This window comes from Bdellovibrio sp. HCB274, assembly GCF_047306075.1.
Taxonomy (GTDB): domain Bacteria; phylum Bdellovibrionota; class Bdellovibrionia; order Bdellovibrionales; family Bdellovibrionaceae; genus Bdellovibrio.
Genome location: NZ_CP178623.1, coordinates 1,901,670 through 1,922,127, shown reverse-complemented (window position 1 = coordinate 1,922,127; position 20,458 = coordinate 1,901,670). Strand labels below are relative to the sequence as shown.

Here is a 20,458-nt window from a genome sequence, read left to right as displayed (position 1 = left end):
TTTACCTATGGCAGCCAAGACGTTTCTTTCAAGTGAACAACTTGTTCAAGCACAAGAGATCTTAAATCCACCACTAATGACACCTGACGGAGATGTCCGCCAGGTGTTTTGTTTTTCAAGCCAGAATTTTTCCGCGTGGTTAGGCGCCAAGCTTGAAGAAACTCTTAAAGCAAATCCACAGTTCAGAGATACCCATCCCATCATGCTGGGCTCGTGGGCCCGGGGCGAACTGAGCCCAAAATCCGACATCGATATTTTGTTTTGCGGCGACGAAGATAAGGTTCGCGATTTCACCAATCAATTGCAGGAACAGGGATTAAAGATCCGCTACCGTATGCCGGCAAATCCATTGGATTGGACTGAAGGAGTGGAAGCCTTTGACGTGCTGGCACTTTTAAAAGCCAAGCCGTTTACTCCGGAAGGTGCGCGAAAGTTGTTTGAACAACAAAAGCGCATCTGGTCCAAGAAAAATCTTTTCCGCAAAGGTTTGCTAAAAGCCGTTAAGGAAGAGCGCAAGGCTCGTGAGAATCGTTTTGACTCGATCACCAATTACCTTGAGCCCAATCTTAAATACGGGCCCGGTGGATTAAGAGATCTTGAACAGGGTCTGCAAATTTACGAATTATTTGCTGAAAGATTCACGCATCCGGGTCATGCCCTGAATGTTTTAAATTATTACCGCGATTATCTTTTATCCCTGCGCCAAAAACTTCATCTGGAAGGTCACGGCGATATCCTTTCAAGTTCTGCACAGTTTGATTTGGGAAAATGGATGGGTTTTAAATCCCACAAGGATTTCATGCGCAGCCTGCAGCGCGGACTTTCGCGCGTGAATTTTTATTCTGACTGGATTATCGCAGTCGCCGATGCGCCCGAGGAAGTGCTTAAAAAAATTGAGCGCACCGAATTCTATAAGCCCGCTGATCTTTTTGCAGCTTTGGAAAAAAATCCCGGCGTCTTAATGCAGAAAAAAGTACGTGAAGAACTGGATCATCTTTTGCCCGTAAACCATCTTAAAAAACTGGGCAAAATTCGCGGTAAAGAACTGGATGATGTTTTAAATGTAAAAGCCAAAGACGAATATATATTCGGCGTCTTCAGATCACGGCTGATTGATCGTCTGGTGCCCGAGATCACACGACTGGTGGGATACGTTCAGCATGATCAATATCATCGCTACACAGCGGATTCACACATTTTGCAGGCCTGCCGGGAGATCAAAAGAGTTTTCGCCAAACCCAAAGAGCTGGGGCCGCTTGAAGCCATTGCAAAACAACTTAATGCCTATGACTGGCAGGTGTTGACTTGGTCATGCATGTATCACGATTTAGCAAAGGGTCTGGATAGTGGCGATCACGCCGAAGTCGGAACTGATATCGTCGCGCGAGATTTTAAAGCCTTCGGTTTTACTAAAAAACTGACAGACGACGTAAAGTGGATGGTAAAAAATCATCTGGAACTTTCTCAAGCCGCTTTTCGTAAAAATTCAAAAGACCCGCGCGTGTGGCAGGAACTTCATGATAAGGGCGCCCAGAAAAGCGCGCTAAAGCGTCTGGCGATCTTCACAGCGGTGGATATTCGCGCCACGAACCCGGAAGCCTGGAATGAATGGAAGGCTCGCTTGCTGGCAGAGCTGGTAGTAAATCTTGAAAGTAAAAAAGCCCAGGATTATTTCACTTTCAGAACTTTAAAGGCAGAAAAACACCTGCACATGCCGGAAGAGATTTATGAAGAGCTTGGCCCGGTTTTAGTTGAAAGTCTTTCGATGAAGGATTTGGTGGAGGATTTGAAAAAAGCGGAGGACGCCGCCGAATCCCTGCCTCCAAAAATCATGCAAACCAAGCAGGGCGAGGTTTGGATTCGCCTGCATCAAAAAAGAGATCGCAAGGGGATTTTGGCAGACTATGTCGGTCAATTTTATTCTCTCGGTTTAGGTGTTCGCCATGCCTCCATTCACACTCTTCAGAAAGTGGGGGTCTATGACTGGTTTCAGATCACCACACAAAAGAATCTGAAAACTCTTGAACAACTTTTAAAAAGTTCTCAACCGAAAGCGAAAGAAATTCCCGCAGTCAAATTCGATAGCATTCAGCTGATGAGTGCTCACGATAAAGAATGGGTGATCAGTTTCCGTGGTCCCGATCAGGCGGGATTGTTAGCGGCCGCTGCCAAAGCTTTAAGCGAACTTAATATGAGTGTAAAATCCGCGCGCGTGCACACGTGGGGCCGACAAGTGGATGATATTTTCATCTTAAAAGCTCAAGGGGAATCCCAGGAGCTTGTGCGCGCCTTGCAGGAGAAATTCAATCTCCCGCAGGAGTAACTAAGATTTCGCGGGCTTGGCGTTACGACCCAACCAGAACGCTAAAATCGCGATCAGGGTGCCAGCGCTTAACACCAGGCAAACGCCCTGCCATTGGCCCGCGTTCCACGCATAAGATCCCAGTAAAGAACCCAGCGCTCCACCCATGAAATAAGAAAACATGTAAACCGTGTTTAAACGGCTGCGCGCATCTGCACGCAGTGCGAACACCCGAGTTTGATTTCCGATGTGAGCCGCTTGAATTCCAAAATCCAAAATAAAAATACCAATGATCAAACCAATGATACTTGCACCAGAGCCCCATAAAATCAGAACTGATAACGCCAGTACACCCAGTCCAATTGCAACACCAGTGCGTGCGCCTTTTTTATCAGCGACCCGGCCAACTACCGGGGCTGCCATGGCACCTGCTGCTCCTAAAAGTCCAAACAGTCCCACTTCTTTTGCACCCATTCCAAAATGGGGTGAAGATAACAAGAAAATCAATGTAGCCCAGATAGAACTAAAAACTCCGAAAATCATGGCGCCCACAACTGCGGATTCGCGCAAGATCGGCTCTTCTTTTACCAACTGGCCGATGGATTTAATCAACCCCACGTAAGAACCACTGTAGGTAACTTCACTTGCTGGCAAGGTAAAATACAAGCAGGCTGCGAGCACCATCATCAAGGCTGCGGCAAAATAAAAAACAACTCTCCAGCCGAAAAGATCGCCGATGAATCCCGCCAACGTGCGCGAGCACAGAATGCCGATCAAAAGTCCGCTCATGATGATGCCTATAACTTTACCACGGTTTTCATTGCTCGCCAGGTGGGCGGCAAAAGGAATGATCAACTGCGGAACCATGGTGAATAGACCGATCAACAAACTTGCTACGACCATCACCCAAAGGCTCTGCGCCGTCGCTGCGACCAGCAAAGCCGCTGTAACTGCTGCTGAAGTCAGAACGATCAGCTTACGGCGTTCAAACATGTCTCCCATCGGAACCAGGAATAACATTCCCAATGCATAACCGACTTGGGTCAGTGTCGGGATGATGCCGACATCTTTAACGCTGACACCGAAGTCGCGTTGAAGTTCAGCCAATAAAGGTTGGTTGTAGTAAAGGTTTGCGACACTTAAACCGGTGGCGATCGCCATGATCCAAACTGTGGTAGCGGAAAGTTTTTGCGTATTTTCAGTGTGAGAGTCAGTCATAAGATGCGTGCTCGTGGAAGTGAAAAGTAAAACACCCACTTTTTGAGTGGGTGTCTGAAGTAACTAGTTTGATTTTTTCTTAGGAGCGCCGGTAATCCCGGTGTGATTGCGCCAGTTGTATGTTGGGTCTGTTTTGGTTCTGTTGTGCCAAGCTTCCCATTTCTTTTTAGGGAGCTTGTGGGACACGTTTCCTTTTTCGTCGAAGATATCTGGATCTTTGCCAGTTAGAAATTCAAGTACGGATTTCATGATTCCCATGTGAGCTGCTCCTTAAAATAATACAGGAGCCAGTATAATGCAGGATAACCTATGGGGGAATAGGAAATCCTGCAGCTTAATGCGTTGTATTATGAGCGTGGATTTGCGCAAACGTCGATGATGTCCAGACCACGGTCTTCAGAAACTTTACCTGCACCTTTAAAGTGGTTGAAGCACTGTTGAGCAGCAACACGGTAAGCGTCTTCATAGCTTTGCGCCTGCTTTTTAATCTCAAGTGATTGTCCTGAAAGCTTGTATTTGAAAGTGTATTCCTTTTGAACCGCATCTTTAGAGATCCAGGCAAAAGAGCTGCAAGAGTAAGCCAGTACGAAGATAGTTAAAAGTGCTTTCATAAATCCCCCTTGAGATTTGTTATTGTCTTGTTACTGATAGGTAAAGCACGGGGTGTGCCAAGGAATTGCGCATGGGGCCTAAAATTACCTTGGTAAGTAGCTGAAATTCCTGATCTAATTGGTCTCAATTTGAAGCACTTTGGAGCCCTGTTCAGTAGTGAGACGGGTGACGTGAATAGTGCAACCCATGTTAACGGATTAGACAGGGAGTTTTAGGCTTATGAAAAGCTATCTAGTGCAGTTTATTGCATCTCTATTGGTGGTGTTGGGCGGTTTTGCCTCTCACGCGCAGACCATCATTATCACCGACATTGATGATACAGTTCGTCCTCAGTACGTGCAGGATCTTATGGATTCCGCGAAGTATGCTTTTGATAAAGACAGTTTGTTTATCGGCATGAGCGAGCTTCTCCATGGGATTGCCAAAGATGCTGATGCCCCGGTGTTTTATGTGACCCGTGCTCCAGAATGGCTGATGGCTAAGACTCACAAAGAATCCCTGAAAAGAGGCCGCTTCCCTGCGGGAGTCTATTTCCCCCGCACCGTGCACTCCAAGGATGATCACAAATACAAAGTTATCGAGGAGATTATTGATCGCACCAAGCCCGCAGACGTCATCATGCTGGGGGATAACGGCGAGGCTGATCCCAAGGTCTATAACACCATGACGATGATGTACCCGGGGATTCGCTTCCATCAGTACATCCGTGACGTCTATAACACCCCTAAGTTCGGTGGTGAGGGAACTTCGCTTTACCTAGGACAACAGTTCTTTGTGACCCCGGTAGAGGTCGCTTTGGATCTGCAAAGACGCGGATTTTTAAAAAATTCTTCAGTTCGGTCTTTAGTTGATTACTTGGTACCACGAATTGTGGCAGAAAAGGGGAAACCTAAGCGTGGCGTGATGGCCTTCCCGTATTTTGTGGAATGCCGGGATTTTCTCTGGTTCTGGGATCAGGAGATTTCTGTTTACCCTTCGCTCTTGGATCTTAAAGCGAAGATAGAAAAACGCTGCAATTAATAATGATTTTAAAGTACCAGTTACCGCAAGTTTATCAAAACCTCCTGCCGCGTGAAATTCTGCAATTCGAACCGCGGGAGACGAAGGCCACTTGCGATACCTGTGCTATGTCCAGACCTCGCGAAAAAGGAAAAATCCATTATCGCGAGGATTTGAAGTGCTGCACCTTTCATCCTTTCATTCCAAATTTCATGGTGGGTGCTCTTTTCAGTGACCCTAACGCCACCGAGGCTCATCGTATCTTCCGCGCGAAGATGGCGAAACGTGAATACGCTTTACCAATCGGTATGGTGGCTCCCGTTAAATTTCAAGTGGCCTTTAATAGCCGCGAAGAAGGCGACTTCGGTCAGCGCGAAGACTGGCTTTGCCCGTACTACAATAAAGAAAAACAAAACTGCAACGTGTGGAGAAATCGCGGCGTGGTTTGTACGACGTTTTTTTGTAAAAGTTCTTACGGCGAGCGCGGCATTGAGTTCTGGGATCACCTGAATAACTACCTTTGGTATGTCGAGCTGGCTTTGTTGGAAGAGGCTTTGGTGATGCTGGATTTCTCTCCACGTCAAACCATGCAGCTGTTGGATTACCACAATCGCACCGATGGAACTGCTGCCGAGAAAAAGTCCTGGAGCATGGATGAGAAGAAGCACAAAGAGCTTTGGAATGGTTACCACGAGGATCAGGAAGGTTTTTACAAAAAATGCTTTGAGATCGTGTCAAACTTGGATAAAAAAGCCTTCCACGAAATGATCGGCGAGCAAGGGCAATCTTTAGAGGAAACCCTGTTCGAAATTCTGCCAACGTTGAAAGTGATTTAAGATGTCTACAATCCAGGAACGCCAACAAAAAATCATCTCCGACTTTTCCGCATTCACTGATTGGGAAGACCGCTATAAGAAAATCATCGAAATGGGTAAGTCCTTACCCGCTATGTCTGATGATTTGAAAACGGAACAAAACATCGTTAAGGGCTGTCAGTCTCAAGTGTGGCTTCATGCCTCTGTCACAGAAGAAGGTAAGATGATGTTGGTGGGCGATAGCGACGCATTGATCGTTAAAGGCCTTGTGGCGCTGTTGCTAAAGGTCTACTCAGGTGCAACACCCAATGAAGTTCTGATGACGCCACCGGAGTTTTTAAGAGCTCTAGGTTTTGAGGGAAATCTTTCCCCGAGTCGCGCGAATGGTCTGCACTCAATGTTAAAACAAATCAAACTCTACGCGACAGCCTTCGACTACATGTTGAAGATGAAAAAGTAAGGTACGGACACACTTTCTCCGTGAAATTCTATTTCATTTTACAGGCTTCAACATCCGCCGCACTCACTGAAACACCTTTAACTGATTTTCCTGCCATCAAGGGGTCCACGCAGTCTTTCCATAATTTTTTAGGTGCATTGCGATCACCGCCGACAAAGCCCGCCGTTTCGCATGCGGTTTTGACCTTCTGACAGGGGCCGGTTTTTCCGCCGTGACCTTGGCCTGCGCCGTATCCTCCGGGGGTGGCAAATGAGATTGATGAGATAAAAAAGAGAAGTGTCGAGATTAGTAGTTTCATATTTTCCCTAATAAAAAAGGCAACCCATATGGATTGCCTTTTTTTGAAATGGACAAGTAAGTCTTTAGCTCTGCCGCGACCTTTTAACCGCGACCTTTTAAACAGTGGCGTGCACTCGGTGAGTGTCGTCCATGTCATCAAGATAGTTTAAGAACTCTTCCACGTCTTTTCTTTGAGCGTCGTTAAGTTCCGTGATGTTTTTCGCTTTGTATGACAACTCGGATTTCGTGATTTTCCAACCACGTTTAATCAAGGCATCACGAACAGAATCCAAATCAGTTGCGCCAGTGTAGAACTCGTAAGAGCCTTCGTCTTCACCAGGGCCAACTTCGTTGGCACCAGCCTCGATAGCTTCTTCGTCTGGATCGAAAGTTCCGGCTTTAACACCTTCCAAAAGACCGACGTGCTCAAACATCCAGGCAACGGAACCAGTCTCGCCCATATTGCCTTCATGAGATTTGAAAGCGTGGCGCATGTCTGGAGCTGTTCTGTGTTTGTTATCTGTTTGGCATTCAACGATTACGCCAACGCCGTGAGGGCCGTAGCCTTCATACATCAACTCTTCGATCACTTTACCGTCATCAAGAAGGCCTGCGCCTTTTTTGATCGCACGATCGATAGTATCGTTCGGGCAGGATACTTTTTTAGCAGCATCAATTGCCAGACGAAGACGGGCATTCGCTGCCGGATCAGGGCCTCCAACTTTTGCGGCGACTTGAATCTCGCGCGCGAGTTTTGTGAATATTTGACCCTTTTGTTGGGCTTTCTCTACTTTACCTGCGGTTTTCCATGATTTTCCCATGAGAGGAATTTCACCAGATCACGAAGTATTTGGCAAGTTGGGGAGCTGCATGTAAAACGCTTCGTATGTTGACCTTTGATATCGCCGATGTTTGGACCAAAATTAATCAGATTGAGCAGTCTTGTGAGGAGGCCTTTCAGTTAAAGACCCCTTATTTGGCTCCCAAAGATCCTAACCGCGATATTGACTTGCTGCATCCAAAATACCACCCCCCTAAAAAAGGATTCTCAACCATAGAGGGTCAGGCGCGCATGCTTCATGACCTTGCGAGCATCGAACTTCAGGCCATGGAGCTAGGAGTTCGCACTCTTTCGGAATTTCCCGATGCTCCCCAGGGATTCAAAGAGGAATTGGTCGCCGTGACTGTTTCTGAAGCCCAGCATTTGCGCATGTGCCTGGAGGCCATCGAGTCTTTGGGATTTAAGTGGGGAGACTGGCCCGTGCACGCAGCGCTTTGGTATGCGGTTGCACCTGAAGACACTCTTTTGGATCGTATTTTGATTGTTCACCGCTATCTGGAAGGCAGCGGCCTGGATGCCGGTGATACACTGATTCGACGACTGGAAGGAACTTCCGGTAAAGAGACGATTCAAAAGATCGTAAAACAAATTAACTTTGAAGAAATCGGTCACGTCGATTTTGGTTCCCGCTGGTATCGTGAAATCTGCAGGCAGGATAAAATTGATCACACCGTGGATTTTCCTAAACGCATGGATGATCTTCGTCATCGTCTGCCAAAGCGTGTGGAGCCGATCAACCGCATTCTGCGCGGAAAGGCGGGTTTCACAGATGAAGAAATTCAATACTATGAGAATCTGCGCCTGGATTTCATAAACCCGTTGGCGGCTTCCACGCAGCGATAGTGTGAATTGTCGGGCTCAAGCCAAACAATGTGTAAATTGAAACAATGACATTCCTGAATGGTGCGCTAGCATAGGCTCATGAGGAAAATTTATTTGTGGGGAATTCCGGTAGTTCTTATTTTTTTCTTCCTTCAATTGGTCCAGGCCGCTCCAGTCTGTGAGCGACACTATGTCGTGGGCTTTATGAGTACGCCTCCGGTGTACTTTTATAAATCTGGAAAAAAGCTGGGCGTTGGTTATGAGCTTTCGATGGAGGCGGTAAAAAGACTTGGATGTCGTTATACCGAATTTGTAGGGAGTGTTTCCTCTGTGCTAACTGCATTTTCGCGGAATCAGGTTGATTTCGTGGGGCCGATTTCCAATAGGGTGAGTTTTGACAAGAGTGAATTCGTCGAGTTGTGGCGTTCAAAGCGAAGACTCCTGATTCGTAAAGAAAAAAGCGTTACCGGGATAGCTTCTCCCAGCTTTTACGTTAAAGAATCAAAGTTGGTCTTCGGTGCGTTGATTCGCGGGAACTTTTATTTATCCAAGGAAGAAATTGAATTACTGCAAAATCAAAACCGTTTAAAAAGTTTTATCAACGGTGACGATTTGATGCGGGCCCTGAAAGAAGGAAGGATCGACGCTGTGATTGCGGGTCCTTCTATTTTTAATCACTACCTGGATAAAGTCGTACAAACACAGAACTACGTCCTTCTGGACGACCTTAGTACGGGAGAGATGGTCTGGGGATTTTATCTTTCAAAAAGTCGTATGAACAGCCGCGAGTTGCAGGGTTTGATTTCAGTATTTCGGAACATGAAAAACGACGGCAGTGTGGAGCGCATTCTTCAAAAATATCAGGCCGTGGATGATGAGCTCCGAAAAATATCAATGTTGACCGGCGGACAGCTTTGACATTTAGCAATTTGGGTTTAACATAGGGACTATGTTGAATCTGTTGCTGAGTGTGCTTTTCATTTTATTCACGAGCCAAACGGTTCTTGCGCAAGATTCAATTCTCCAAAGGAATACCTGCGAAAAACGCTACGTGATTTCCTTTCAAGGCGACGCTCCAGGATTTTTCGTAGACAAAAATAACAAGAAAAGCGGAACAGCTTACGAACTTTTGTTAGAGATTATCCGACGCCTTGGGTGTAAATCCACGGAACAGGTGAACTCGTATCTGACCGCGCGCGAGAACATGTCGCGAAATAAAATCGATATATACGCGTTGGGAACTCCTGATGATAAATTTGAAAAATCAGCAGAGTTCGTTGAGATGTATAGAATTCCGCGAACTCTGGTCATCAGTAAAAAGCTGGCGGATAAAAACAGCACCATCGACTCAATTCTAAATAATCCCCAGGTCAATATTGGTAATGTCATCGAGGGGCGCTTGTTTATCAAGGAAACTGAACAGGCGGAGTTGCGCGCGAAACATCGCCTGCGTGAATATCCGGGGCCTGAGTTGGTGTTTAAAGCTTTGCTGGATGGGCGTATTCAGGCGACCTTCAGCTCGCCCGCGTTCACTTATTATTTCCTGACCCGTGAAAATAAAATGAAGAAGTTCATTTCCATTCCCGATCGGGAGGAAGAGGCGATCATTTCCGGGTTTCATTTATCCAGGAAAAGACTGTCAGAGCAGGAAAGAACCAGTATCAAAAAAATCATCAAAGAGATTCGTCAGGATGGCACGCTGGCCAAGATCGCCACAAAGTATGTGAATCCTGAGGATTTGAAATATTATCAGCCGGAAGATCAATAACCGTAAATATCGCGGTTGGAGCAGTTCCAGATATTTTTCATTTGATTGCCGCGGATTTTAAAAGTTTCAGCCAGCAAGAAGCACTCCGGGCGGGAGTTCAGCAGTCGCTGTTTGTTTCCACTCCAGCAGTACCATCTCATATCATCAGCGTTTTCAGGATCAGGGTTGCGATCGGCAAAGTAGTCACAGACATCCGGGGATAACTGCGACGGATTGTTAGTTAAGCAACTCCACTCATCGCCCAGAGAATAAGAAGCATTGGATTCAGCTTTTAATACACAAGACGGCAGTCCTGGCGTCAGCAGTAAGGAGTATTTGTACTGACTTAATATGGAGCGCGCGCTGATATAAAGGCGGGTGCGCAGTAAAGGATCTGCAGTTTTTAAAACCATCTCCAAAAAGTCCATATCTTCCGGCTTCCAATGCGTCTTCATCACGTGCAAGGCAATGGTTCGTTCGTATTCAGCATCAGGCGAGGCAATCTTGGTGAACAGGAAGGTTCGGGTGTCATCGTTGAGTTCTGAATAACAACTCAGTGTCAGCATAAAATAAGGCGAGCGTTTTGCCAGCTCCTGCAAGCGCAGGAATGACATGTTTTGAAAGCCCGGTTCGTCGCGGATGATTCCGCAGATCTGGCGGATCTTGGCATAGTTCAAAGTTTGGTAGTAAGCCTTATCCAAAAGGGTTCTAACCTGAATGTCGCGACTGACAGGATCAATCAAACCAAGACTTGAAGAGACCTGTAAAACTTCATGCTGGATGGTTACCAGATCCGAATTGTTACTGCGAATTTTTGCCAATGATTTTTTAATGATGTCCTTGCTGGAAGCATCAATCTGGCTTGCCATCGAAGCACCGAAAGTCAGTTGGCTTGCCAAGGAATCAAAGTAAGCAGTCACTTTGTTTTCCTGCGCGATTCTTTCGACAGCTTTGCTTTGCACTGTTTTGTCGCTGGAGCGAAGGGCGCAGTATAGGCCGCGTTCCTCCTGGGGGACGGATTTTGCCGGAATGGTTTCGCGAAAGGCCTGGCCCTTGAAGGCGCTGGCAATTTTGGAATTGGCTGAGGAATTCAAGCTATCAAGATGGACGTTGTAGTCTCCGACATTCTTTAAATAGCGGTTCAAAAGAGGAGCGGCATGTTTTCCCAGCGGACCAGTGCTATAAAAGCCGTATAATTTTGCAGTGTCAGGGAAAATAGCTGAAAAACGTTTTTCCAGACTGAATCCCTGTTGTGAATAACGGGAAGCGACAACTTGCTCTGCGAAATCCAAAGGAATTCCGTCATTCAAAAGTACATTCAGGTACTGATCAATTGTGCGGTGATCGCGTTTTTGCGAAGCTAGGGTGTTACAACCCATCAGGAAGACTTCCTTGGGATTGTTTAAAATTCCCGGGCAGGAATTACTGCAACTGGCTTTTTCCATTTCTGCGATATCGATGGTTTGGGACGTGCCTTCACCAAAAAACAATCCTCCGAAGTGACCGGAGATTAAAAGCACATCGCATTTCAGACCGCTCTGACAGGCTTTCTGAAACCAGCGGGGATCTTTGTTGTCAGGAACTAGTTCGACAAAGTTAAAGCCCTGTTTCGTCAAGGCAGAGGCGAACGTCGCGATCTCATCATTGGAGTTAAGGGTCATACTGCAGAAGGTTTTAGCCATAGCGGGGCTTAAGGCACCAAGGCCCAAAGCAAAAGAAATGCTGATGATTTTTAAAAGAAATCGGCTCATTTTAAAGTCCCGCTTACATTCGGATATTCACTATCCTACGGATGCAAGGAGGGTGCTGGAAAATGCTGGAATAGGGTGGATTTGACGGGTTCTTAACTGTCTAAGATGCCCAGGAAAGGCACCTTTTCGCTGTGCTAATCAAGGCTCTCGTCGTCCTCTAAAAAGCGCCATTTTCCCTCGGGCAATTTGCCTAAGCGGATGTTACCGATGCGCACGCGTTTAAGTCCCGTGACTTTCAAGCCCACGGCCTCACACATGCGGCGGATTTGGCGTTTCTTGCCTTCTTTAAGGATGAAGCGCAGTTGATCGTCGTTGATCCATTCAACGATGGCAGGCTTTAGTTCTTTGCCGTCCAGGGACAGACCATGGCGCAGAAGTTTTAATTTATCCTCTGGCAGTTTTCCTTGAACGCGCACGATATATTCTTTTTCAAGTTTTGTTTCTTCATTGATGATCTTTTTGGCGATGCGACCGTCCTGCGTGAATAACAGCAACCCCTGGGAGTCGATATCCAGGCGTCCCGCAACCGCAATGCCTTTTAGGTGTTCAGGCTTCAATCGTTGTTTGGATTCACCAAACTGATTTTCGGGAGTGATCAGGCGAATTGCCGGAATGTACTGAGGCTCGGGTTGAGCGGAAACATAACCGATAGGCTTATTCAAAAGAATCGTCGCCAGACGTTTTTGTTGTTTCAGGGCTTCCGCTTCCAGAGTGATTTTTACTCCGGGATCCACTTTGGTTCCCAGTTGATCGATCTTTTCGCCATTCACCATAACCAGGCCACGGGAGATATAGTCATCCGCTTCACGACGGGAACAGATCCCTCTTTCCGCCATCAGTTTGCTTAGACGTACTTTTTCTTTTTCTTCACTCATGGCTGGATCTCCGTCCAAAGGTCACTGGTTTCGTACAGTCGAATATGGGCGATCTGTGATTCTGGCAAATGCTCTTTCAATTTATCCAGAAAATACAGGGCTATATTCTCGGTCGTGGGAATGGTGGTTTTAAACTCTGCAATCGTAAAGTTCAAGTGCTCATGATCCAAAACGGAAGTGAGCTTTTTTAGAAGATTCTGGTATTCCGCGAGCTTTGTTTCCCACTCATCTTTATGCGAGCGAAAACCCACTTCCAGAGTGTAGTTATGGCCGTGGCCATGCTCAGTATAGCATCTGCCGAAGTTCTTCAGGTTCTCCTCAGGACTCCATTGGGGCTGATGATAAAGATGGGCCGCGGAAAATCCGCTCTTCAAGGTTAAAATCATGAGATCGTGATTCCGCCGTCGATTGGCAAAATGGCTCCCGTCGTCCAGCTGGAATCAGGGCTCCCCAGGAAGTAAATCGCTTTGGCAATTTCTTCGGCGCTGCCAATGCGACCCAAGGGTTGCATCGGATTCATCTGCGCGATAGCTTCTTGTTTTTTCGCTTCATCTAAACTGTTGAACGGGTGGATAGGCGTATCCACGATTCCTGGCGCCACGCAATTAGCGCGGATATTGAAAGGACCACCTTCTAATGCATTGCTTTGCGTGTAGTTGATCATCGCAGCTTTAATTGCAGAATAGGCGGAAGTAGCTGCAGTGGGTTTTAACCCCAGTGATGAAGATACGTTTACGATAGATCCGCCGCCGTGCTTTTTAAAATAAGGAAAGAAAGCGCGGGTCAAGCGCACAGCGCTCATCAGGTTGACGTCGAACTCTTTTTGCCACAATTCATCCGTGCCTTCTTCTGTAGAGTGCACATCGAAGATACCGGCATTGTTTACCAGGACTTCAACTTTATGAATTGTTGTGGAAGTGATCTCGCTAATACGTTTGTTTAAAGCGGGGAGGTCCGTCAGATCACAGCTCATCAATGATGCACCTGAGCGACATTTCGCAGCCACCTCTGCCAGGCGATCTTTGTTGCGTCCCATAAGATAAACGAAGTAGCCATTTTTACCGAAGTGAATGGCTGTGGCAGCTCCGATTCCGCTGGACGCGCCTGTGATTACGACTGCTTTTTTCATGAATTGGACCTCTCGTCTCAAAGTAAGACTTATGCTAGCAAAAGACCTGGCCGATAGGAAGTCATGTCATTGCGCGAAGCTGCTTCTATCGGCATTAAATACTTCATTTTCGGGACTGCGATCCTATTGGCCTTTTACGGGCATTTTTAAAGGGATGGTTTGCAGGTTTTCAGTGGTATAGGTCACGGCCTTGGCAAAGGTTCTGAAGTAATCATTGTACATGTGAAAGAATCCTCCGTCGCCATTCTTATCTCCCCAACTGTTTCTAACTTTCCATTTAACAATTTCGCCAGTAAACGGGCTGCGTTCATACCCGACAACTTGCACGACATGGCCGCCAGAGTCTTTGCTGAAGTCCTTGCGCTGTTTGCGTGTTAAAGGCTTGGCATAGTCAGGGGTGTAAAACGCCCGAATGGACATTATGCCCGTGGCTTTATCGACGTACTCGTGATGGTGTTCATAATGTAAAGAAAATGAGTGTCCCTGATCAATCAGTTCGACAGCTTTTTTTTCAGCGACATTAATGTTGGTTTGAATAGTGGTTTCATCAAGATAGTGAGTCGTTACGTCAGATTCTTTGCGTGATCGGATGATGAACATATTTGTATAGGGGACCTTGAAGAAACCGAAATAGGCCGATGAAAATTGAGTCGGAGTATAGGTCTTTCCGTGCCATTCAAACTGTGTTGGCAATTCTCCAATAAAGCTGTGCAGAAATTCCTCTATTTGTTTCCTGCCCTCCAGAAGAAGAGATTCCTTTTGGTGGGAAGACTCTGCAGCTTTCATTTTAATTTTGGTACGGGCGATGATGTTTTCCAGATACTCGTTCATTCTTTTTGCCGCGGGCTCTTTGTAAAACTCAACCTTCGGAGTCCACGCACTTTCCGGGATCAAGCCGTAATCCAGAATTTCTCTTCTGGAAATTAGGGGAGCGGCTCCCAGCGAGATTTTGGCGGAATTGACTTCGATGGTAAGCATATTCAGACTGCGATTTAGAATCTGTTGTGCGCTTAGATAATGATTGGAAAGTACCAAAATCTCCCCGGTATTGGCGGTGTAGTTTTGCTCCAGGTTCGCCACCCACGAGTATTGGTGACAGGTTCCCAGGTTGCATTGATTTTTGATGGCAGTGGCTTGAGGGATTTCTTTGGTATAGGTCGTGGTGTGGTTGAAGTCAGGTTTTAAAGTACCCCAGGATATTTCAGTAAAAATACCGGAGCACATCAGGCGCGCATTAACGGCATCTATATGTCCAAATGTTAGACACAGGGTTAATACTAGAACCTTGGTAATCTGACTGGAGCCAAAGAGTTTGTTCATGGAAATTAGAAAAAGCAAGGCGGGTGCCAATAAAAAAAGCCGGGATGGGATTCCCGGCTTTCTAACGGATTGGATTTCGAAATAATAACGAGGTCTAAATTAACCGGCTTTGCGCGCTGTGAAGTGGTAGAACTTCTTATCGAAGTCAGCCGCTCGTGCGCCTTCTTTAGTCAGCAAACCTTCTTTGAACCATGTGAAGTGTTCTGCGCAGAAGCTGGCTTTTTCAGCTTTCTTTTTGCAGCCTTCGCCGCAGCATTTAGCAGATTCAAGGGAAATAACATTATTTGGGATTTGCTTTTCGAATTTTTTGTCAGCCATCGTGTGACCTCCAGTTGTAAATCTTAAGCTGGTTAAATGTCTTAAGACATAGATCTTATCGGCGTTGGTCTAACCGACTTGAGTCTACCTGGAGAATTCTTCGAATAACTGGACCATGGTATTACGCGGTCTCAAAGTGAGACCCTCGTATGGCGATAGGTTTTAAATGGAGCTAAATCAGCTGCATGAAGGCAAAGTGATCCACCGGTTTTGAAAACAAATATCCCTGACCGTATTGGGCACCCAAAGTTTCCAGAACCAGGGCTTCGTCCTGATGCTCGATACCTTCGGCGATGATTTCAAAATCCATTTCGCGAGCCAGATAAATAATACCACTGACCACGGCTTTGGATTTCGGATCGCTTAAAACCTTCATCACAAAGGAGCGATCAATTTTCAAATACGTGATCGGCATCTGAGTCAGATACTGCAAGCTGGAAAAACCTGTACCGAAATCATCAATGGAAATGGCATAACCATGCTGGCGACATTTATGAAGGGTTTCCAAAGCCAAAACACCATCCATCATCACGCGCTCTGTGACCTCAAGCTTGATGTTTTTGGCATCCAGGCCCTGCTTTTCACGAAGGTCTTCCAGATTCTCCAGGAAGTCAGAGTGAGTGAACTGACGGCCGGAGATGTTGATGCTCATCATGAATTCATCAGCTTCTTTCTTTTTGCCTTTTTGAATCAGGTGTTCCTGAATAATTTTTAGCTCTTTCAGGGCGGCGCTGATAATCCAGTGACCGATTGGAATCACCATCGAGGAATTTTCAATTACATCGATAAATACATTCGGAGAAATAAGTCCCCGTGTTGGGCTTTTCCAGCGCAGTAAAGCCTCGCAGCCGATAATTTTTCGGCTCTTTAAGGCCACGATCGGCTGAAAGAACAATTCAAATTCTTTGTTTTGAAACGCCTGGAAAATATCATTCTCAAGTTTGATCTTTTGTAAAGCTTCAGCAGCGCCGTCGTCACCAGCAACCATGCTTTCAATTTGCAGATCAGCGACTTTAAGGTTGTTGCCGGTATTGGTAGTTGTACTGCGACGAAGTCTTTTTAGTAAAACCCGCATCAATAGTTGCACAACGGTGTCAGCCATTGAGATGCGTTCTAATAGCTGTTGTTTTGTGACGATGCTAAGCCGGACATCTTCAAGGGCGCGTACAGAGGCGGAGCGATCCTGATTATCAATCAGCGACATTTCGCCAAAAATTTCGCCTTCGCCCAAAATGGATATTGGAATCTCTTCGTGATCCTTGGTGATGAAAATAAGCACGCGGCCTTTTTCAATGATATAGGCGCAGTCGCCTGCATCACCTTCAGTAAAAACGATCTGATCTTTCAAAATATCCACGGATTGAGGCAGCAATGTCATATGGAATTAGTTTAAGGTCGTGGATGCAGTTGCGACAAGTCCAGCTGATTCATTTGGTTGAATTTCCAACCGACAAATTCAGGTTTTATCAACATCGCGAAATCAAAAGCCCCCATGGGGATAATCAAGTGTCGATCCATCAGAAATCTCACGCCTGTGAGACATAATTTTTTCTGTTCACTGCTTTTTTCAGCGTTTCCCAGCTGGTTTAAGATTTTTTCGTACTCGGGGTCTTTGAGTTGAATGTAATTTTCTGCACTGTCAGAACTAAACGTCTCCAGTGCCGCTAAACAGGTCGGGCGATCCAACGACACACCTTTACGAAATACTGCGGGGGGAGCCGTCTGCAGTTGATTGATAAAGACTTTGTTTTCTTTGGTTTCCAAATGCAGGCTCAGTCCCGCATTTTTTAACCACTGTGCCTGCATCCATTCGGTGGCTCTTTTGTGATCTTCACCGCCCAGGGAGGAAAACAACAAAGTATAGGTCTTGGTGGTTTTAATTTTAGGAACTTTCTTTAGGTCAAAATCAAAGCACGGAGCTTTTTCGGGAAACCACGAATCCGGAAGTCCGGCACAGCCCGGGCGGCCCTTGGAGGAAAAAAGCTTTTGCAGTTCCGTGTAGTTAAGTGAATAGGTTAAAGCTTTACGAAGTGCTTCGTCCTTTTGTAAATCGGGACCAAATCCCAAATAGTCGAAGCGAATGACTGGAATCCAGTAAAAGTCATTCCTAGATTTTGATTTTGGAATAAACAAAGTGGGCAGACGGCGCAGTAAATGCAGCTGATTTTTTTCATATAACTGCAAAGCCACAGTGTCTTCTTCAACAAATAGAAATTCCACCAAAGGGCGTTGCGGATGGCCGCCTTGATATTTTGGGTTGGGCTCCAGAACAATCTTCTGTCCTTGAAGCCATTCTTTTATCTTGTAAGGTCCGGAGTAAACTTTGATGTTTTCCTTGGTTGGGGCCAACAAAAAACTTGCCAGGTTGTATTCAAAATCCGGGGCCTTGCCTTGAAATTCAAAACGCAAGGTGGTTGCGTCCGGAGCAATAACTCCCAGGGTATCCGGCTCTTTCAGGCCTTTGTAAATGTCTTCAGCGTTTTTAATTTTAAACAAAAGATCAGCCCGAGGGGCTGCAACTTTTGGATTTAACATTTTTCTGTAAGTTCTTAGAAAGTCGGCGGAAGTCAGCGGGGAGTCATCGCTCCACTGTAAGTTTTTGTTTAACTTGCAAACCAGTGCTTTGGATTTTTCCCGGGAGCAGCTGCCCAATTCCGGAACCAGACCTTTTTGATCGTCATAGGTGTAGATGTTACGAAACAAGTTCGTGAGCAGATAGCTGGAAGCAGAAGTTTTCTGGCGATTGGGATCCATCTGTGTGGGTTCGCCCGACAGATGGAGGCGAAAAACAAAGGGCGCTGACTTTGAATCAGCACCCTGAGTTTGAAGTGAAACTAAAAGTAATAATGCCGGAAGAATACGTTTCATCCGATCATTTTGCGGGGTCCCGCTGCTACTTATCAAGCTCCATTTTAGCGATCGTTTGAAGTTGCATGTTCGTCGTACCTTCGTAGATCTGACCGATTTTTGCATCTCTCCAGAACTTCTCAACTGGATATTCTTTTGTAAATCCGTTGCCGCCGAACAAGTCGATAGCTTTGGATGTGATTTTTTCTGCTGCACGTGAAGAGTAAAGTTTTGCCATGGCTGCTGATTCGATGAAATCAAGACCCGCGTCTTTCAAACGGGAAGCATTGTAAACCATCAAACGAGCTGCTTCCAATTCAGTGCGCATTTCTGCCAACTGGAATTGAACGCCCTGGAAGTGAGCGATTGGTTTGCCGAATTGCTCACGACCTTTAACATAGTTCAAAGCGGCTTCGTAAGCACCTTGAGCGATACCGATCATTTGTGCGCCGATACCGATACGACCTTCATTCAATGTTTCGATCGCGATTTTGTAGCCTTTGCCAACTTCGCCCAGAACGTTTTCTTTTGGCACTTCGCAGTTTTCAAACAGCAATTCGCAAGTTGAAGAAGCGCGGATACCTAGTTTGTCTTCTTTTTTACCAACTTTGAAGCCTTTGAAGGATTTCTCAACGATGAACGCTGTGATGCCTTTGTAGCCTTTAGCCATGTCGATGTTTGCGAAGCAGATGAATACGTCAGCTTCGTTACCGTTTGTGATCCAAAGTTTTGAACCGTTCAAAACCCATTTATCACCTTTATCTTCTGCTTTAAGTTTCAATGCAAATGCATCAGAACCAGAAGAGGATTCAGACAAAGCGTAAGCGCCAACCCATTTGGAAGCCATCGCGCCCAAGTATTTTTCTTTTTGCGCTTCTGTACCCCATTTAAGGAATGCATTTGTAGTTAGAGTATTTTGTACGTCCACAAGAACGGAAACTGAACCGTCCACGCGACCGATTTCTTCAACAGCCAAGCAAGCCATTGTGAAAGTGGAACCCGCACCGCCGTATTTTTCTGGAGTTTCGATCCCCATCAAGCCCATTTCAAAAAGCTTTTTAAGGATGTCTTTATTCATTTCGGCTTTTTCGTCCATGTGTGTCACATGGGGTTTGATTTCAGATTCTGCGAAAGCGCGAACCGCATCGCGGAAAGCCGTTTCGTCTTCAGATAGTACTGTCAAAGCTGGACGTGCGTTTGTTACGTCAGACATGTTTTCTCCTGGTTCGTTAATTAACAAGTCCGAAGACCATAGCGATTTCGCAATTTTTATTCAAGGACTGGGTCGGACAAGAGCTATTCTCTTAACGAGCTGTGTTATGATGATTGCACTTATTATGTGCATTTGACGTCTCACACTAGACAAGGGTCTAGGTTTGCCGTCTAATCTTTGAAGGTAAATATATGGATATTGCAGAAATTGGCGCCAAGATTGGCATTTATTTTATCCCGTTCCTCTTTGCGTTGTGCTTTCACGAGTACGCGCATGGTTGGGTAGCACGCCTTCGTGGTGACAATACCGCAGAGCAAATGGGCCGTCTTTCCATGAACCCTTTGGTGCACATGGATATGATCGGTACCCTTATTTTGCCACTGGTATCTATAGTATTGGCAACACCGATTTTCTTCGGTTGGGCAAAGCCGGTACCGGTGAACACCCGTAACTTGAAAAATCCCCGCGTGGACATGTTTTGGATTGCGCTGGCAGGCCCTCTTTCCAATATTTTATTGGCGATCGTGGGTGCTGTTTTGATTGGCGTGGTTGCGAAGTTTTTCGGCGGCATGGTTTATGCCAAAGGCATGATTGAAATCCTAAAAGCATTTTTGCTGACAAATTTGTTTTTGGCATTTTTCAATATGATCCCGCTTCATCCTTTGGATGGCGGTAAAGTGCTCGCAAGATTTTTGCCAGCACAGATTAACTATAAATTAGAACAAAACGAACACATCACCAGCATGGTGTTGATGGGGTTGGTATTGACAGGTGCACTGCGCATTCTGGCAGTTCCAGTATTTTGGAGTGCACAAAGTTTGCTTACGTTGGCGTTGGGTGGTTTCGGAATTTCCTAATTTTTGAATTAGAAAATTTCGTACATTCAGCACGTTTTGGTAGAGGGGACCAT

22 protein-coding genes are annotated in these 20,458 nt (G+C 46.0%); 8 read left to right on the top strand and 14 right to left on the bottom strand.

The genetic code is table 11. The annotated features are described in order from the left end of the window. The first annotated feature begins 7 nt into the window (after positions 1–7). Positions 8–2,323 (top strand): HD domain-containing protein, encoded by a 2,316-nt coding sequence (locus ACLWNV_RS09415; protein ID WP_413584121.1) that lies wholly within the window; start codon positions 8–10, stop codon positions 2,321–2,323. Here the strand turns inward: ACLWNV_RS09415 and ACLWNV_RS09410 are convergent, their stop codons facing one another. The 3 genes from ACLWNV_RS09410 to ACLWNV_RS09400 form a co-directional block, all read right to left on the bottom strand. Continuing rightward, positions 2,324–3,520 carry an MFS transporter gene (locus ACLWNV_RS09410; RefSeq protein WP_413584120.1) on the bottom strand — a complete coding sequence of 399 codons (1,197 nt, stop codon included), beginning with the start codon at positions 3,518–3,520 and terminating at the stop codon, positions 2,324–2,326. 63 nt (positions 3,521–3,583) lie between these two features. Further along, positions 3,584–3,778 carry a hypothetical protein gene (locus ACLWNV_RS09405; protein WP_413584119.1) on the bottom strand — a complete coding sequence of 65 codons (195 nt, stop codon included), beginning with the start codon at positions 3,776–3,778 and terminating at the stop codon, positions 3,584–3,586. Positions 3,779–3,867: 89 nt separating this feature from the next. Further along, on the bottom strand, positions 3,868–4,131 hold the full coding sequence (locus ACLWNV_RS09400) for a hypothetical protein (protein WP_413584118.1): 264 nt from the start codon (positions 4,129–4,131) through the stop codon (positions 3,868–3,870). Between the two features lie 220 nt (positions 4,132–4,351). Between ACLWNV_RS09400 and ACLWNV_RS09395 the strand changes: the two genes are divergently transcribed. From ACLWNV_RS09395 to ACLWNV_RS09385, 3 genes are all read left to right on the top strand, one after another. Then, on the top strand, positions 4,352–5,152 hold the full coding sequence (locus ACLWNV_RS09395) for a phosphatase domain-containing protein (RefSeq protein ID WP_413584117.1): 801 nt from the start codon (positions 4,352–4,354) through the stop codon (positions 5,150–5,152). Positions 5,153–5,259: 107 nt separating this feature from the next. Further along, positions 5,260–5,967: a hypothetical protein gene (locus ACLWNV_RS09390; protein WP_413584116.1), complete on the top strand. Its 708-nt coding sequence runs from the start codon at positions 5,260–5,262 to the stop codon at positions 5,965–5,967. Between the two features lies 1 nt (position 5,968). After that, positions 5,969–6,406 carry a SufE family protein gene (locus ACLWNV_RS09385; protein ID WP_413584115.1) on the top strand — a complete coding sequence of 146 codons (438 nt, stop codon included), beginning with the start codon at positions 5,969–5,971 and terminating at the stop codon, positions 6,404–6,406. A 28-nt stretch (positions 6,407–6,434) separates the two neighbouring features. On the opposite strand, the gene ACLWNV_RS09380 is transcribed toward ACLWNV_RS09385, so the two are convergent. Continuing rightward, positions 6,435–6,704, bottom strand: a complete 270-nt coding sequence (locus ACLWNV_RS09380; RefSeq protein WP_413584114.1) for a hypothetical protein — start codon at positions 6,702–6,704, stop codon at positions 6,435–6,437. A 97-nt stretch (positions 6,705–6,801) separates the two neighbouring features. Then, the gene (locus ACLWNV_RS09375) at positions 6,802–7,506 is read right to left on the bottom strand and encodes a YebC/PmpR family DNA-binding transcriptional regulator (protein WP_413584113.1); all 705 of its coding nucleotides are present in this window, start codon (positions 7,504–7,506) and stop codon (positions 6,802–6,804) included. 65 nt (positions 7,507–7,571) lie between these two features. On the opposite strand from ACLWNV_RS09375, the gene ACLWNV_RS09370 reads away from it, so the two are divergent. From ACLWNV_RS09370 to ACLWNV_RS09360, 3 genes are all read left to right on the top strand, one after another. Next, on the top strand, positions 7,572–8,369 hold the full coding sequence (locus ACLWNV_RS09370; protein ID WP_413584111.1) for a DUF455 family protein: 798 nt from the start codon (positions 7,572–7,574) through the stop codon (positions 8,367–8,369). A gap of 78 nt (positions 8,370–8,447) precedes the next feature. Continuing rightward, positions 8,448–9,266 (top strand): hypothetical protein, encoded by an 819-nt coding sequence (locus ACLWNV_RS09365; protein WP_413584110.1) that lies wholly within the window; start codon positions 8,448–8,450, stop codon positions 9,264–9,266. Positions 9,267–9,297: 31 nt separating this feature from the next. Beyond that, positions 9,298–10,116, top strand: coding sequence for a substrate-binding periplasmic protein (locus tag ACLWNV_RS09360; RefSeq protein WP_413584109.1), 819 nt, complete (start codon positions 9,298–9,300; stop codon positions 10,114–10,116). Here the strand turns inward: ACLWNV_RS09360 and ACLWNV_RS09355 are convergent. The 9 genes from ACLWNV_RS09355 to ACLWNV_RS09315 all read right to left on the bottom strand — a co-directional run bounded on the left by ACLWNV_RS09355 (position 10,110) and on the right by ACLWNV_RS09315 (position 19,548). Next, entirely contained in the window at positions 10,110–11,846 is a 1,737-nt protein-coding gene (locus ACLWNV_RS09355; RefSeq protein WP_413584108.1) for a hypothetical protein, read from the bottom strand. The genes ACLWNV_RS09360 and ACLWNV_RS09355 overlap by 7 nt on opposite strands. A 134-nt stretch (positions 11,847–11,980) precedes the next feature. Then, complete coding sequence (locus ACLWNV_RS09350) at positions 11,981–12,721, bottom strand: pseudouridine synthase (RefSeq protein WP_413584107.1); 741 nt, start codon at positions 12,719–12,721, stop codon at positions 11,981–11,983. Then, complete coding sequence (locus ACLWNV_RS09345) at positions 12,718–13,107, bottom strand: 6-carboxytetrahydropterin synthase (RefSeq protein WP_413584106.1); 390 nt, start codon at positions 13,105–13,107, stop codon at positions 12,718–12,720. The genes ACLWNV_RS09350 and ACLWNV_RS09345 overlap by 4 nt, the downstream gene beginning before the upstream one ends. Next, positions 13,104–13,850 carry an SDR family NAD(P)-dependent oxidoreductase gene (locus ACLWNV_RS09340; RefSeq protein ID WP_413584105.1) on the bottom strand — a complete coding sequence of 249 codons (747 nt, stop codon included), beginning with the start codon at positions 13,848–13,850 and terminating at the stop codon, positions 13,104–13,106. Before ACLWNV_RS09340 ends, ACLWNV_RS09345 begins: the two co-directional genes overlap by 4 nt. A 123-nt stretch (positions 13,851–13,973) precedes the next feature. Further along, a complete protein-coding gene (locus ACLWNV_RS09335) occupies positions 13,974–15,170 on the bottom strand; it encodes a C1 family peptidase (RefSeq protein WP_413584104.1) in 1,197 nt (398 codons plus the stop codon). Positions 15,171–15,269: 99 nt separating this feature from the next. Continuing rightward, complete coding sequence (locus ACLWNV_RS09330) at positions 15,270–15,488, bottom strand: hypothetical protein (RefSeq protein WP_413584103.1); 219 nt, start codon at positions 15,486–15,488, stop codon at positions 15,270–15,272. A 172-nt stretch (positions 15,489–15,660) separates the two neighbouring features. Next, on the bottom strand, positions 15,661–16,866 hold the full coding sequence (locus ACLWNV_RS09325; protein ID WP_413584102.1) for an EAL domain-containing protein: 1,206 nt from the start codon (positions 16,864–16,866) through the stop codon (positions 15,661–15,663). An 11-nt stretch (positions 16,867–16,877) separates the two neighbouring features. Beyond that, complete coding sequence (locus ACLWNV_RS09320) at positions 16,878–18,356, bottom strand: peptide ABC transporter substrate-binding protein (RefSeq protein ID WP_413584101.1); 1,479 nt, start codon at positions 18,354–18,356, stop codon at positions 16,878–16,880. A 25-nt stretch (positions 18,357–18,381) separates the two neighbouring features. Beyond that, entirely contained in the window at positions 18,382–19,548 is a 1,167-nt protein-coding gene (locus ACLWNV_RS09315; RefSeq protein ID WP_413584100.1) for an acyl-CoA dehydrogenase, read from the bottom strand. A 191-nt stretch (positions 19,549–19,739) separates the two neighbouring features. On the opposite strand from ACLWNV_RS09315, the gene ACLWNV_RS09310 reads away from it, so the two are divergent. Continuing rightward, complete coding sequence (locus ACLWNV_RS09310; RefSeq protein WP_413584099.1) at positions 19,740–20,405, top strand: site-2 protease family protein; 666 nt, start codon at positions 19,740–19,742, stop codon at positions 20,403–20,405. Positions 20,406–20,458: the final 53 nt, after the last annotated feature.

Bases quoted from the DNA above. Each gene is read 5' to 3' on its own strand.
- ACLWNV_RS09355 (WP_413584108.1), bottom strand. From the start codon at position 11,846: ATGAGCCGATTTCTTTTAAAAATCATCAGCATTTCTTTTGCTTTGGGC.
- ACLWNV_RS09350 (WP_413584107.1), bottom strand. From the start codon at position 12,721: ATGAGTGAAGAAAAAGAAAAAGTACGTCTAAGCAAACTGATGGCGGAA.
- ACLWNV_RS09375 (WP_413584113.1), bottom strand. From the start codon at position 7,506: ATGGGAAAATCATGGAAAACCGCAGGTAAAGTAGAGAAAGCCCAACAA.
- ACLWNV_RS09400 (WP_413584118.1), bottom strand. From the start codon at position 4,131: ATGAAAGCACTTTTAACTATCTTCGTACTGGCTTACTCTTGCAGCTCT.
- ACLWNV_RS09365 (WP_413584110.1), top strand. From the start codon at position 8,448: ATGAGGAAAATTTATTTGTGGGGAATTCCGGTAGTTCTTATTTTTTTC.
- ACLWNV_RS09410 (WP_413584120.1), bottom strand. From the start codon at position 3,520: ATGACTGACTCTCACACTGAAAATACGCAAAAACTTTCCGCTACCACA.
- ACLWNV_RS09340 (WP_413584105.1), bottom strand. From the start codon at position 13,850: ATGAAAAAAGCAGTCGTAATCACAGGCGCGTCCAGCGGAATCGGAGCT.
- ACLWNV_RS09335 (WP_413584104.1), bottom strand. From the start codon at position 15,170: ATGAACAAACTCTTTGGCTCCAGTCAGATTACCAAGGTTCTAGTATTA.
- ACLWNV_RS09395 (WP_413584117.1), top strand. From the start codon at position 4,352: ATGAAAAGCTATCTAGTGCAGTTTATTGCATCTCTATTGGTGGTGTTG.
- ACLWNV_RS09415 (WP_413584121.1), top strand. From the start codon at position 8: ATGGCAGCCAAGACGTTTCTTTCAAGTGAACAACTTGTTCAAGCACAA.
- ACLWNV_RS09370 (WP_413584111.1), top strand. From the start codon at position 7,572: ATGTTGACCTTTGATATCGCCGATGTTTGGACCAAAATTAATCAGATT.
- ACLWNV_RS09320 (WP_413584101.1), bottom strand. From the start codon at position 18,356: ATGAAACGTATTCTTCCGGCATTATTACTTTTAGTTTCACTTCAAACT.
- ACLWNV_RS09405 (WP_413584119.1), bottom strand. From the start codon at position 3,778: ATGGGAATCATGAAATCCGTACTTGAATTTCTAACTGGCAAAGATCCA.
- ACLWNV_RS09315 (WP_413584100.1), bottom strand. From the start codon at position 19,548: ATGTCTGACGTAACAAACGCACGTCCAGCTTTGACAGTACTATCTGAA.
- ACLWNV_RS09380 (WP_413584114.1), bottom strand. From the start codon at position 6,704: ATGAAACTACTAATCTCGACACTTCTCTTTTTTATCTCATCAATCTCA.
- ACLWNV_RS09325 (WP_413584102.1), bottom strand. From the start codon at position 16,866: ATGACATTGCTGCCTCAATCCGTGGATATTTTGAAAGATCAGATCGTT.
- ACLWNV_RS09330 (WP_413584103.1), bottom strand. From the start codon at position 15,488: ATGGCTGACAAAAAATTCGAAAAGCAAATCCCAAATAATGTTATTTCC.
- ACLWNV_RS09310 (WP_413584099.1), top strand. From the start codon at position 19,740: ATGGATATTGCAGAAATTGGCGCCAAGATTGGCATTTATTTTATCCCG.
- ACLWNV_RS09345 (WP_413584106.1), bottom strand. From the start codon at position 13,107: ATGATTTTAACCTTGAAGAGCGGATTTTCCGCGGCCCATCTTTATCAT.
- ACLWNV_RS09390 (WP_413584116.1), top strand. From the start codon at position 5,260: ATGTCCAGACCTCGCGAAAAAGGAAAAATCCATTATCGCGAGGATTTG.
- ACLWNV_RS09385 (WP_413584115.1), top strand. From the start codon at position 5,969: ATGTCTACAATCCAGGAACGCCAACAAAAAATCATCTCCGACTTTTCC.
- ACLWNV_RS09360 (WP_413584109.1), top strand. From the start codon at position 9,298: ATGTTGAATCTGTTGCTGAGTGTGCTTTTCATTTTATTCACGAGCCAA.